This window comes from Rhodococcus sp. EPR-157 (genome assembly GCF_001647195.1).
GTDB lineage: Bacteria > Actinomycetota > Actinomycetes > Mycobacteriales > Mycobacteriaceae > Rhodococcoides.
Window position 1 is genome coordinate 1 of record NZ_LVCV01000248.1, and the last position, 11,925, is coordinate 11,925.

Sequence of the window (11,925 nt, forward strand, 5' to 3'; positions counted from 1 at the left end):
GTCACGTACGGATACGTGCCGTGGTCGACGTCGAGCAACGTTCCCTGCGAACCTTCCAACAGGACCGTCTCGCCGCGCTCCAGTGCCAAGTTGAGCTCGAGCCGGGTGTCCGCGATGCGATGCTTGAAATGCTCGGCCTGGCCGAGAACCTCGTCGACGACCTGCTGCGAATCCAGGGCCCGACGGTTGTAGATCTTCGAGAGCACCTGGTTCTTGAACTCGAGCGCCGCTTCGACCTTCTGAGTCAGGATCTTCTCGTCCAGAACGTCGGCCGCACGAACGCCGACACGGGCGAACTTGTCCTGATAGCACGGCCCGATTCCGCGGCCCGTGGTGCCGATCTTCTTGGCTCCGAGGAAACGCTCGGTGACCTTGTCGATGGCTACGTGGTACGGCATGATCAGGTGCGCATCGGCGCTGAGCAGCAGCCCTGAGGTGTCGACATTGCGCTCCTCGAGCCCGGCCAGTTCGGTCAGCAGAACGCCGGGGTCGACGACGACGCCGTTGCCGATGATGTTCTTCACTCCCGGCGTCAGAATGCCCGACGGGATCAGGTGCAGAGCGAACTTGTCACCGTTGGGGAGCACCACCGTGTGGCCTGCGTTGTTGCCGCCCTGATAGCGGACAACCCACTGAAGTTGTTCGCCGAACAGATCGGTCGCTTTGCCTTTGCCCTCGTCGCCCCATTGGGCGCCGATCAGGACTATCGCCGGCATGTGCTCTCCTGGTGTCTCTTCTGTGTAGTGACGTAAGCAGGTTGCTGCCAGGTATCGGGGCAGGCCGGGACGTAAGTCTAGCCGAGAGGGTGTGGCACCCGTCATGGCGCTACGGTGGTCTCGAGCAAGACAGCTCGTGCGCGAAGGGTTACGACACCGCACACCAGCTGATATTGGAGCACTGTGACAAAGGGAGCGCTGTGACACCGTTTGTCCTGCACTGCGGAAATCCTCCGCTGCCGATTTCGCTGACGGACGTTCCCCTCACCTCTGCGTCGCCGGTTCCGACCGACGAGGAGTGCGACTCGCTCTTCTCCGTGGTCGGCACCACCGCTGACCCCCGAGTGATCGTGTTGGGAAACGACGCCTCCCTCGCCGCAGTCCTGACTCGACTGATGCGAACCGAACGTCTGCACTTCGAGATTGCATTCGTGCCCGAGTCCGCGACGTCGGCCGGACACATATACCGCCTCGGCACCGGCTCGCGTGCGGCCAAAGTAGCGATGACAGGAACTGCCAGCCCCGTGCCCCTCATCCGCGACGACGCCGGCAAGGCGGTCGTCGGGCGCGCGGTCGTACACGGACCAGCGGGTACGGACCTCGAAGGCGAAGCGTACGTCGACGACACCCAGCTTTTTTCCGGTGCGGTCTCCGGCGTCGAAGTGATCCCGACTCCCGAGATGCCTGGGCTCAAGGCCCGTGTGACGGGGCGACGGCGTCTCTTCGGGCGGCGTTGGACGTCTGGACGAGCAATGCAACTGGGTGCCATCGCCGCCCATCTCACCCGCGACGGAGTCCCCGGTGATCGCGAGGTCAAGCGTTCGACGTTCTACCGGCACGACCGGGAGTGGTTGTTGGTCCGGTGAGCATTCCGGTTCGGCGCAACCCCGTCAGGCCGAGTCCGATCTTCGTCGCGGTCTCCGCTATCGCCGCCGTAGGTGGCGTGCTCGCGTGGACTGCCCAGTCCCCCGCATCGATTGCCGCCCGCGTCGGGGTGTTCGTGCTCGTTCTCGCCGGGTGGATTGTGACGGTGTGCTTGCACGAATTCGGCCACGCCTACACCGCCTACCGAGCAGGTGACCGAGAGGTCGAACTTCGCGGCTACCTGACTCTCAATCCGCTTAAGTACAGCCACCCGCTGCTGTCGGTCGTACTCCCGATCGTCTTCATCGCCATCGGTGGCATCGGACTACCGGGCGGCGCGGTATATCTGCGCACCGGAATGTTCGAGCCGAAAGTTCAGCGTCGAATTGCGTTGGCAGGGCCGACTGCGAACCTGGTCGTGGCGGTGATCCTGTTGATCGTCATCCGGGTGTTCGGAATGGACGGCGAACATTCCGCATTCTGGTGGGGCCTGAGCTTTCTGGCGTTCCTTCAGGTCATGGCCACGATCCTGAACCTGTTGCCGGTACCGGGTCTCGACGGATATGCCGCGATCGAACCGTATCTGTCCCACGACACTCGCCGGGCACTGGAAAACTTCAAGGGGTACGGGATTCTGATCCTGGTGGCGTTTCTTTTCGTGCCCCAGGTCAACTCTGCGTTCTTCGGCGCGATCTACACCGTGTTCGGCCTCTCCGGCGTCCCGGAGATCTACGCCCAGTACGGCAACTACCTCATGAGGTTCTGGCTCTGAGTTCGAGATAGTCAGGAGTTGAACCGGATCATGTCGGCGGCGACCCGCCGAATACCGTCGCGCAACGACGTCGGCGCAAGCACCTCGACACCTGCGCCGAGCGCGGTGAGCTGCCCGAGCGCAACCTGCTCGGTCTCCAACACGAGATCCGTCGTCGACCATCCATCGTCGTCCGGGACGAGATTCTCGGGGGTCGCCTCGTGCCCGATGACATCCGGCAACATGCGCAGCGCCGATGGCGAGAGCCTGACTCTGCACTCGTAGGTCCGCAGGGTCCGATCGAAGGATGCGGCGGCCTCGCGCCACCATTCGGCGAGATCGAAGCCGACGGGTCGGACGACCGCGCCGGACGTCATTTCCGCCGCTTCGATGCGATCCACTCGATACGAGAGAACCGTTCCCGTTCGCGAGGCAACCAGGTACCAGATCGCCGCCTTGACGACGAGACCGAGCGGATCGACCTGCCGCGTCGACCCGCGATAGCCCAGTTCCAGACGACGTCCCGCGAACACCGCCGCACTGATCAGAGGCAGATACGGCGTCGACGCGGGTTGCCGGAACCACGCAGGCACATCGATGTGGAGCCGCTCGCGCCACAGTCGGGCGTCGGCACGCAAAGGCTCGGGCAGAGCTCCGAGCAGCTTGTTCTCGGCGGCCTCGCTCGCGTCGGCCAGACCGAGATCAGCGGCTATGGACGGCACGCCGAGCAGCATCAGCGCCGAGGTCTCGACGCCGGTCATTCCGCTCAACTTCGATTGCCACCCGTCGAGCAGTCGGATCCCGCCGCCGGGCCCGGATTCGGTCCACAACGGGACACCCGCGGCGCCGAGGGCCGAGATGTCGCGGTAGATCGTGCGCACCGACACCCCCGCCTGCTCGGCGAGCGCACTGGCCGTCGCCGAGCGCCCGTGTTGCAGGGTCAGCATCAACTGCAGCAAGCGAGCCGAGCGCATGTGCCGATTCTACGAGAAATTGCTGACAGAAGGTGTCAGTGATTCTGGGTAATACTGCAATGCATGGCTACCTGGAGAGAATTCGACACCGCAGAACCCGACATCGCCGCGGCCGTGGCCGCACGGTTTCGCGCGCACAAGCATCACGTCCTGGCAACGCTGCGATCCGACGGATCACCGCGCGTCAGCGGTACCGAAGTCGAATTCTCGGCCGACGGCACCCTACGGCTCGGCTCGATGTTGAACGCACTGAAAGCTGTTGACTTACAACGTGATGCTCGGTTCGCGCTGCACAGCAATCCGGGACATCACTCGATGGACGGCGGCGATGCGAAAATATCGGGGACGGCCGTCGAACTCGTGGATCCCGAAGCGCTGCAGAGGATTTTCGACACCGCTCCGCCCGAACTGTCGCCTTACCACGTCTTCGACCTCGACATCGGCGAGGTCGTACTGACATCGCTGGTCGACGATCGCATGAAGATCGAACTGTGGCGTCCCGGCGCGGCGGTGAAGGTCTTCAGCAGGTGAATTCGACAGGTCCTGAAAGACTGGATGCATGCGCCTGTTCGATCATGTTCGGAATCCGGGATCGGTACACGGTGTCGCGCGGCTTCGCACGCGACTTCTAGGACAATTCCTCGTGGTCACCACCGTTCTCTACGGGGCAGGCGTGACCGCGACGGTCCTTCCCCACGGAAGCCGGGTCACGGCGGACATCACCGGTGGGATGATCGCCGTTGGTCTCGGAATCGCCGGATTGGTGACGTTGCGGCTTCGTCCTCGAACGATTGCCGGGCAACACGTCGCATTGGGCGCTGCGATGCTGGCAACACCTTCAGTGATGGCATTCCATGTTCTCACCGCAGCACTGTTCCCTTGCTTGATCGGAGCGATGTTTCTGGCGATGTACATCCGCGCATTCCATCGCAGTCGCGACGCCCATATCGCGATCGGCATCCTGGTTGCTCTGGTTCTACTGGCTACGCTTCGCTCGCCGGCGCCGGTGTATCCAATCACCTACTTCGTCTTTGCCGTGGCAATTCTCGCAGCGTCCGAGATGTTCGGCTCGGTCACGAAAGCGTTGATCTCGGCCTCGTGCACCGATCCACTGACCGGAGTGCTCAACCGCGCCGGCTGGGAGATCGCGACCACGGAGGCCGTGACGGGCCCGAGCGGACGCCGCGTCGACCCGTCGAAGTTGCCCGTAACGGTGGTGATCGTCGACGTCGACAACTTCAAGGCGGTGAACGACTCCCAAGGTCACCGCGCAGGTGACGAATTGCTGGCGAACCTAGCGTCGACCTGGACACGAGCGGCACCCGAGGGCACTGTGGTCGCGCGGATCGGCGGGGACGAATTCGCCGCCCTCCTGCCCGGCCACCCGACGGAGATCGTGGATGAATTCGTGTCGACCACCGTCGAATCGCTGCCGTACACGAGTATCGGAGTGGCGGCATCCAGAGATATCGACGAGCCGATCTCCGACATTCTCGCTCGTGCGGACGCCGAGCTGTATCAGGCCAAACGTGGCCGTACGGATCGTGCGTGAGGTAGCGGATCGGCCGCCAGAAGAATCACCAGGTGAGCTCGTCCTTGCATGTTGCGCCATGGGCGCTCGGTTCGACCTGAACGGTTGCGTGGTCGAGACCGTACGTCGCCAGGACCGTCTTGGCCCGCGCGAGCAGCACCGAACTGGACCCGTCGCATTCGAGATGCACTGTCGCAACGTCCATCCCGGTGGTGAGAGTCCACACGTGTAGGTCGTGCACCCCGACGACGCCGGGCAGCGCCGCGAGGTCCGCTTCGACCGCTTCGACGTCGACGTGACCGGGGCTCGCCTGCGTCAGGATCCGTAGCGCCGAGCCGGCGAGCTTGATCGCCCGCGGGATGACCCACAGCGAGATCAATACACCGACGACGATGTCCGCCCACGTCCACCCGAACACGAGCATTACGAACCCCGCCACGAGAACTCCGACGCTACCCACGGCGTCGGCGAGGACCTCCATGTATGCGCCTCGAACTGCGATGCTCTCCTTTGCGTCGCCCCGAATGAGCATGATGACCACGAGATTGGCCAGTAGACCCGCCGCTGCGGTGAGAATCAGTGCAAGACCCGGGATGTCCGGGGCGTCGCCGATTCGGTCGATTGCCTCGTACATGATGAACGCGGCGACCCCGAGAAGAAGTACCGCGTTGGCGATGGCCGTCAGGACCTCGGCGCGATGCCAACCGAAAGTTCGGGCCGCAGCCGCACTTCCCTTGCGAGCGAGCAGCAATGCGACGAGTCCCATCGACATTCCGAGGACATCGGTGAGCATGTGCCCGGCGTCGGCGAGCAGACCGAGCGAGTTGATGATCAGCGCGACTGTCGCTTCGAGAACGAGGAACACGACGAGAATGCCGAGCGCGATCACCATGTTCCGGATGCGCTTGGTCGACGGCGCTGCAGTCTCGCCCGCGCCCCCCATTCCATGACTGTGCCCGTGCCCCGCGCCCATGATTCCCCTTCGGTGTCCGTCGATGCCGCTCGATCGACCCAGGAATTACGATATGCGTACATGTGCATATGTGCAATCGCGTGGGCCGTCCGGTCCTCGATACGACCCGTCAGAACAGATCCGGCGTCACATCCGGCTTCTGCACCGTCGGCGGTAGCGTCGCAAGGGCGGAGATTCGCTTCAAACCGGCAACCTGGAGCAGGTCGACGATGATCGAGCGCAACTGCGCCACCACCACCGTCGCGGACAAGCCGGCGTTCGAGATCAGCTCCGGCTTGGCTCCCGCCGCGACCGCGCGCAGCACCCTGGCAGCCTCCGCCGCGTCGGGCTGCTGACCTGGGTCCGCAAGAACCATCCGTCGCAAGACGTCGGTCGCCTGAGCCAACTTCTCGACCTCGTCCACCACCCGCGGATCGAGTATCTCGTCGTCGCGGACCAGCGTCAGCGACCGGCGAGCCAGAACTCGGATGTTTCGGATCGCGTTGTCGATGGGATCGGCGGTCTTTTCCAACCCTGCCAGCCGATCGCGATGACCCCAGAACAGCGGGGACAGGCGCGCGATCTCCCGCCCACCCTTGAGGTCCGTCCGCAACGTGTCGATGTCGGACTGCGTCGCACGCGCCTTCCGGAGTGCATCCTCGATCGGCTTCGTGTCGTTCGCGACCAAACCGTCAGCGACCTTCTGCAGGACTTCGGACGCGGTTCCGAGGACTTTGGCCGCGTCCTTGCGCGCGCGCCAGACCGGGTGCGTCGGGATGAGAGCGACGATGGCGATCCCGACGAGACCACCGGTCAAGGCGTCGACCATGCGGTCGAGTCCGCCCGAATCGCCGGGAGGAATGAGCGTCGCGACGAGCACGGCCGACGAGCCAGCCTGCATCGCGATGATGGGTCCGCCGTCGAGGAACACCGCCGTCGACATCGCGAGGGCAACCACGAGCGCGATCTGCCACGGGCCACTGCCGATCGCGGAAATAATCAGATCGCCGACGCCTATCCCGACAGTGACCCCAGCGACCAACTCGGCGGAACGTCGCAAGCGTGCACCCAGGGAGACCCCGAGTGACACCACCGCTGCAATCGGCGCGAAGAATGGTTGCGTGTGACCGACGATGTCCGTCGCCACGAACCAGGCGAGACCGGCGGCCAGTGCACATTGCACGACCGGAAGCATCGACAGGCGCAGGCGTGCTCGGCCCGCCCGGATGCGGGCTTTGCCGCGTCTAGATGCGGGGCGGAGCCGTTCAGGAGTGCGCTTGCCCGGGGCCTGCGTGTCAGCCGAGGCCGAGAGCTTCCGCAGCCTTGGGGTCGCTGTCTTCGAGGAGGTCGAGGCAGCGGGCGTACTCGTCGTTCTCCCCGATATCGCGCGCAGCCTTCGCGAGAACGGCGACGCAGCGGAGGAATCCTCGGTTGGGCTCATGGCTGTACGGGACCGGCCCGAATCCCTTCCATCCGTTGCGGCGAAGCTGATCGAGCCCGCGGTGATATCCGGTACGAGCATAGGCGTACGCGGTAATGGTCTGCCCGCTCTCCAGAGCGGCCTCGGCCAGGTAAGCCCACGCGATGGACGCCGTCGGATTGTCGGCCGCCACCTTCGCCGGATCCGCGTGGTTGAGCAGAGCGGACTCCGCCTCGTCGTCGCCGGGAAGCAGCGTCGGCTGTGGTCCGAGCAAGTCACCGAAAGAAGTCATGACGACCATTGTGCCCCGACACCCGCACAGGTTGCGGTCGGCCACCCACCCTCGCGCATTAGGCTCGTTGTTTCGCGCAGTCTCGGCCAGTTGGGAGCAGGCAAGGTGTCGGAGAAGGACGAATCGAAACCGCGGGCTAACGCGCCCGCCACCGAGGCAATCCCGAAGCAGGGCGGCGCCGCGGTACCGACACCGCCGGAGCTCCCGGAGTCGGTCGAAGCGAAGCCGGTCGCCACTCCCCCGGCAAGACTTAGCTCTGAGAAGTCGGATCCCCCAGAATCCACACCTGTTCCGTCCGAATCGCTTCCGGCGACAGCGAACGCCCCGGCGACAGCGGAGCCGAAAGAGGATGCGCCTACGCAGGCCATCGACATCACGAAGCCCGACCGCAAGAAGACCGACCCCGCTGAGGCCGAGACAACCGCATTGCCGAAGGTGGTACGCGCCCAGCCTCGGGCCGTCGCGAAGCCTCCGGTCGGGCCGCGTCGCATCCCAGCACGTGGCGAGGACCCCCGGCCCCGCAGCTCTGCACAGCAAGCGAAACCGCTCAGAGTCGGCCCGACGCCCGAGCAGACGAAGCCGCGCAGCAAAGGCGGCCGCAGATGGATCGCGGCGCTGGCAGCAGCCGTGTTGCTGTTCGCAGCCGTCGGCGTCGCGGGGTATGTCTATCTCTCCGGTGATCGCGCCGACAACTCCCCGGACGCGCAGATCCGAACACAGGTCACGTCGTTCACGGAAGCGTTGTCGTCCGGCGATCTGGCGACGCTCCGCGCGTCGTCGTGCGGAGACCTGGCCGTGTACTACCGCGATATCCCAGACGCCGAGTTCGCCGAGGTGCACCGTATCGCCGCCGAGCAGGGGAACATTCCGGTCGTCGACGGTATCGATGCCGTACAGATCACTGGCGACTCCGCAATCGTGCAGGTCCTCGCGTACACCGCCGCGAATCCGAACGAGCGCTCACCGCGCACGTTCGATCTTCGACTCGAGGGCGAGGACTGGAAGGTCTGTAATCCGGAATAGCGGCTCCGCCGCCGATCCGGAAGTGCGGCTCCGCCGCAGTGGCACGGTTAGGTGCACCATCACATACTTAACCGTGCCACTGCGCGGGACGCGCTATCCTGCAGAAACGCTGCGCCCGGCCGACTTCAGATCGTTGCAGGCCTCGATGACGCGAGCCGTCATGCCGGCCTCGGCCTTCTTGAGGTAGCTGCGCGGGTCGTATGCCTTCTTGTTGCCGACCTCGCCGTCGATCTTCAGCACGCCGTCGTAGTTGCTGAAGAAGTGACCGGCAATGGGACGACTGAACGCATACTGGGTGTCGGTGTCGACGTTCATCTTCACGGTGCCGTAGTTCAGAGCCTCTTCGATCTCGCTCTTCGCCGAACCGGATCCGCCGTGGAAGACGAAGTCGAACGGCTTCGATCCGGACGCAAGACCGAGCTTCTCCGAAGCCACGCGCTGCCCATCGGCTAGCACGGACGGCTTCAGCTTCACGTTGCCAGGCTTGTAGACGCCGTGGACGTTGCCGAACGTCGCGGCGAGGAGATAGCGGGATCCTGCATCGCCCGCGCCCAGAGCCTCGACGGTCTTCAAGAAGTCCTCGTCGGAGGTGTAGAGCTTGTCGTTGATCTCGGCTTCGACACCGTCTTCTTCGCCGCCGACGACGCCGATCTCGATTTCCAGGATGATGCGAGCAGCTGCAGCCTTGGCGAGCAGATCCTTCGCAATCTCGAGGTTCTCGTCGATCGGGACTGCGGATCCGTCCCACATGTGCGACTGGAACAGCGGGTTGCGGCCGGCGTCGACGCGCTCCTGCGAAATCGCGAGCAACGGGCGGACGTACGTATCCAGCTTGTCCTTGGGGCAGTGGTCGGTGTGCAGCGCGATCGTGACGTCGTACTTCGCGGCGATCACGTGCGCGAACTCGGCCAGCGCCACCGCGCCGGTGACCATGTCCTTGATACCCAGGCCCGAGCCGAACTCGGCGCCACCGGTCGAGAACTGGATGATGCCGTCACTTCCCGCGTCGGCAAAGCCCTTGATCGCGGCGTTGATGGACTCGGAACCCACGCAGTTGATTGCCGGAAATGCGAATTGGTGTTCCTTGGCCCGGCCGAGCATCTCGGCATAGACCTCGGGAGTTGCTATCGGCACGGCGTCATTCCTCCATGTGAAGAGATCGATTGTCCAGTGCAGTATGGCAAGTCCTAGCGCTGTGTGTCGCGGTACCCACCCACTTCCCCCTCGGCACCACCACTCCCGAACGTGACGAATCGGACACCGCCTTCGTGGCAGTTCACCAGCTGTTGTTCAGGTTGTCCCAGGTTCGGCCGGTAGGGTGGGCGCCGTGAGTCTTCTTGCTGCCTCGGAATCCGTGACGACAAACCTGGCACTTCTGCCAGGGTTTCTCGATCCGGTGAATCTGCTCAACTCGTTCGGCACCTGGGTGCTGGTCGGGTTGCTGCTCGTCGTCTTCATCGAATCCGGGCTGCTGTTCCCGCTGCTACCCGGTGACTCACTGCTGTTCACCGCTGGTTTGATCGCGGCATCGAAGTCCGACGAGATCCCGCCGTTCGCGTCGATCTGGGTGCTGGTGATCCTCATTCCGATCGCCGCCATCCTCGGCGATCAGGTCGGATACTTCATCGGAACCAAGGGCGGCGCCGCCCTGTTCAAGTCCAACGACTCGAAGTTCTTCAAGAAGAAGTACATCGACGAGTCGCACGCGTTCTTCGAGAAGCACGGCCCGATCACGATCATTCTGGCTCGGTTCGTGCCGATCGTGCGCACGTTCGCGCCCGTCGTCGCCGGCGCATCGAAGATGAAGTACTCGATCTTCCTCACCTACAACGTCGTCGGCGGCGTCCTCTGGGGTGCCGGTGTGACGCTGCTCGGCTACCTGCTCGGCCAGATTCAGTTCATCCGGGACAACGTCGACATCATCTTCCTGCTGATCGTCTTCGTCTCTGTGCTGCCGATCGTCATCGAGGTCGGCAAGCGCATGCTCAAGGCACGCAAGACGCCACTGGCGGAAGCGACCGACGCCATCGAAGCGCAGCAGGATCCCCACTCCTAGACCGCGGAACTCTGCAATCGTGATTGAGTCGATGGGGCAGTTCGGCCCCCTTGCAACCGCCGGTCCGCTCGTCGTGTGGATCGTTGTGGTGACGTTCGTGTTCATCGAATGCGCCGTCATCATCGGCCTGTTCCTTCCCGGCGACTCGATGCTCATCACCGCAGGCATCGTCATGGCGACGCACGCGTCGGGCACAGCGCACGTGTGGGCTTTGTCAGCCGGCGCGATGGTCGCGGCGATCGCGGGCAACCAGGTCGGCTACGTCATCGGACATCGAACCGGCTCTACGCTCGTCGCACGTAAGAACGGCAAGTACCTCAACACCAAGAACTTGCACAAGGTCAACCTGCTGCTCGAAAAGCACGGGTTCTGGGCAGTCCTCGTGGCCCGGTGGATTCCCTGGGTCCGCACGCTCTGCCCGATGGTTGCGGGCGCAGCGAAGATGAACCACCGTCGGTACACCATCGCCAGCACCCTCGGCGCGATCATCTGGGCACCGGTACTCCTGCTTGCAGGCTTCTACTTCGGGAGCTTCCTCGAGATGGTGCCGTGGCTACTGCCCGCAGTCCTGATCGCGATGATCCTCCTTCTGATAACCGGCACCGGCCTCGGCATCTGGCAATATCGCAAAGAGATGGCAAGACCCGCCGAGACCATCGAGGTCGAAGAGGTCGTCGAGTAGCTCAGCTCTTGTGGCCGACGACGAAGATTCGTCGGAACGGGAACAGCGTTCCCGCGGATGTCGACGGATACGCGTCCCGAAGCAGCCGAGCGTACTGCTTCTCGAAACGCTGCCGCTGATCGTCATCGAGGACATCCAAGACCGGCCTGAGTCCGGTTCCGCGTACCCATTCGAGCACGGGGTCCTCACCCTGCAGCACATGCACGTACGTCGTCTCCCAGGCGTCGACGGTCATGCCCGTAGCGAGCAGCGCCGACGCGTACTGCTCGGCCGTATCGGTGCTGTCCCCGCCGCGAAGAACTCCACTCAGGAGTGGCGACCAGTCTTCGGAGTCGGCGAGGCCCCGCATGAGGACGTGCGACTGGGCGTCGAAGTTTCCGGGCACCTGCCACCCGAGGCTGCCCCCGGCATTCAACTGGGACGCCCAATCGCGAATCAGTTCTCGGTGCTGCGGCACCCACTGCAGGGCCGCATTGGACACCACCACATCGACACCGGTCGCGTCGAACGCGGCGATGTCACCCTCGACTACCGTCACGTTCGCCGGTAGTCGACTCGGCTGCTTGGCGACCATGTCGGGTGAGGAATCGATCCCGACGATGTTCGCCTCCGGCCACCGCTCCGCCAGTGCCGCGGTGTGCACCCCCGTGCCGCATCCGAGATC

At 64.1% G+C, this 11,925-nt stretch carries 14 protein-coding genes; 7 read left to right on the plus strand and 7 right to left on the minus strand.

What is annotated here, in order from left to right; translation table 11 throughout:
• A partial coding sequence (locus tag A2J03_RS11130; protein WP_197480721.1) for an adenylosuccinate synthetase occupies positions 1–716 on the minus strand: 716 nt, incomplete at its 3' end.
• A 200-nt stretch (positions 717–916) separates the two neighbouring features.
• On the opposite strand from A2J03_RS11130, the gene A2J03_RS11135 reads away from it, so the two are divergent.
• Both A2J03_RS11135 and A2J03_RS11140 read left to right on the plus strand, forming a co-directional pair.
• Complete coding sequence (locus A2J03_RS11135) at positions 917–1,582, plus strand: hypothetical protein (protein ID WP_068373467.1); 666 nt, start codon at positions 917–919, stop codon at positions 1,580–1,582.
• Complete coding sequence (locus A2J03_RS11140) at positions 1,579–2,352, plus strand: site-2 protease family protein (RefSeq protein WP_197480722.1); 774 nt, start codon at positions 1,579–1,581, stop codon at positions 2,350–2,352. Before A2J03_RS11135 ends, A2J03_RS11140 begins: the two co-directional genes overlap by 4 nt.
• 11 nt (positions 2,353–2,363) lie before the next feature.
• Here A2J03_RS11140 and A2J03_RS11145 read toward each other — a convergent pair whose 3' ends face one another.
• Complete coding sequence (locus A2J03_RS11145; RefSeq protein ID WP_068373444.1) at positions 2,364–3,305, minus strand: helix-turn-helix transcriptional regulator; 942 nt, start codon at positions 3,303–3,305, stop codon at positions 2,364–2,366.
• 63 nt (positions 3,306–3,368) lie between these two features.
• Between A2J03_RS11145 and A2J03_RS11150 the strand changes: the two genes are divergently transcribed.
• Together A2J03_RS11150 and A2J03_RS11155 are read left to right on the plus strand one after the other, a co-directional pair.
• On the plus strand, positions 3,369–3,836 hold the full coding sequence (locus A2J03_RS11150) for a pyridoxamine 5'-phosphate oxidase family protein (protein WP_068373447.1): 468 nt from the start codon (positions 3,369–3,371) through the stop codon (positions 3,834–3,836).
• Between the two features lie 28 nt (positions 3,837–3,864).
• Positions 3,865–4,857, plus strand: a complete 993-nt coding sequence (locus A2J03_RS11155; RefSeq protein ID WP_068373450.1) for a GGDEF domain-containing protein — start codon at positions 3,865–3,867, stop codon at positions 4,855–4,857.
• A 25-nt stretch (positions 4,858–4,882) separates the two neighbouring features.
• Here A2J03_RS11155 and A2J03_RS11160 read toward each other — a convergent pair whose 3' ends face one another.
• The 3 genes from A2J03_RS11160 to A2J03_RS11170 form a co-directional block, all read right to left on the minus strand.
• The gene (locus A2J03_RS11160) at positions 4,883–5,809 is read right to left on the minus strand and encodes a cation diffusion facilitator family transporter (protein WP_068373453.1); all 927 of its coding nucleotides are present in this window, start codon (positions 5,807–5,809) and stop codon (positions 4,883–4,885) included.
• Between the two features lie 109 nt (positions 5,810–5,918).
• On the minus strand, positions 5,919–6,989 hold the full coding sequence (locus A2J03_RS11165; RefSeq protein ID WP_197480723.1) for an FUSC family protein: 1,071 nt from the start codon (positions 6,987–6,989) through the stop codon (positions 5,919–5,921).
• A 94-nt stretch (positions 6,990–7,083) separates the two neighbouring features.
• Complete coding sequence (locus tag A2J03_RS11170; RefSeq protein ID WP_068373479.1) at positions 7,084–7,500, minus strand: DUF3151 domain-containing protein; 417 nt, start codon at positions 7,498–7,500, stop codon at positions 7,084–7,086.
• A 90-nt stretch (positions 7,501–7,590) separates the two neighbouring features.
• On the opposite strand from A2J03_RS11170, the gene A2J03_RS11175 reads away from it, so the two are divergent.
• The gene (locus A2J03_RS11175) at positions 7,591–8,523 is read left to right on the plus strand and encodes an Rv0361 family membrane protein (RefSeq protein ID WP_068373455.1); all 933 of its coding nucleotides are present in this window, start codon (positions 7,591–7,593) and stop codon (positions 8,521–8,523) included.
• Between the two features lie 93 nt (positions 8,524–8,616).
• On the opposite strand, the gene fbaA is transcribed toward A2J03_RS11175, so the two are convergent.
• Positions 8,617–9,657 (minus strand): class II fructose-bisphosphate aldolase, encoded by a 1,041-nt coding sequence (gene fbaA, locus A2J03_RS11180; protein WP_068373458.1) that lies wholly within the window; start codon positions 9,655–9,657, stop codon positions 8,617–8,619.
• Between the two features lie 193 nt (positions 9,658–9,850).
• On the opposite strand from fbaA, the gene A2J03_RS11185 reads away from it, so the two are divergent.
• Entirely contained in the window at positions 9,851–10,579 is a 729-nt protein-coding gene (locus A2J03_RS11185) for a VTT domain-containing protein (protein ID WP_156520322.1), read from the plus strand.
• 31 nt (positions 10,580–10,610) lie between these two features.
• Positions 10,611–11,261: a DedA family protein gene (locus A2J03_RS11190; RefSeq protein WP_068373464.1), complete on the plus strand. Its 651-nt coding sequence runs from the start codon at positions 10,611–10,613 to the stop codon at positions 11,259–11,261.
• A gap of 1 nt (position 11,262) precedes the next feature.
• Here A2J03_RS11190 and A2J03_RS11195 read toward each other — a convergent pair.
• Positions 11,263–11,925, minus strand: a 663-nt coding sequence (locus tag A2J03_RS11195; protein ID WP_156520323.1) for a methyltransferase domain-containing protein, incomplete at its 5' end; no start/stop codon positions are given.

What these genes read in the sequence shown, in the direction of transcription:
- A2J03_RS11145 (WP_068373444.1), bottom strand. Translation starts at nt 3,305, where the DNA reads ATGCGCTCGGCTCGCTTGCTGCAGTTGATGCTGACCCTGCAACACGGG.
- A2J03_RS11150 (WP_068373447.1), top strand. Translation starts at nt 3,369, where the DNA reads ATGGCTACCTGGAGAGAATTCGACACCGCAGAACCCGACATCGCCGCG.
- A2J03_RS11155 (WP_068373450.1), top strand. Translation starts at nt 3,865, where the DNA reads ATGCGCCTGTTCGATCATGTTCGGAATCCGGGATCGGTACACGGTGTC.
- A2J03_RS11160 (WP_068373453.1), bottom strand. Translation starts at nt 5,809, where the DNA reads ATGGGCGCGGGGCACGGGCACAGTCATGGAATGGGGGGCGCGGGCGAG.
- A2J03_RS11170 (WP_068373479.1), bottom strand. Translation starts at nt 7,500, where the DNA reads ATGACTTCTTTCGGTGACTTGCTCGGACCACAGCCGACGCTGCTTCCC.
- A2J03_RS11190 (WP_068373464.1), top strand. Translation starts at nt 10,611, where the DNA reads ATGGGGCAGTTCGGCCCCCTTGCAACCGCCGGTCCGCTCGTCGTGTGG.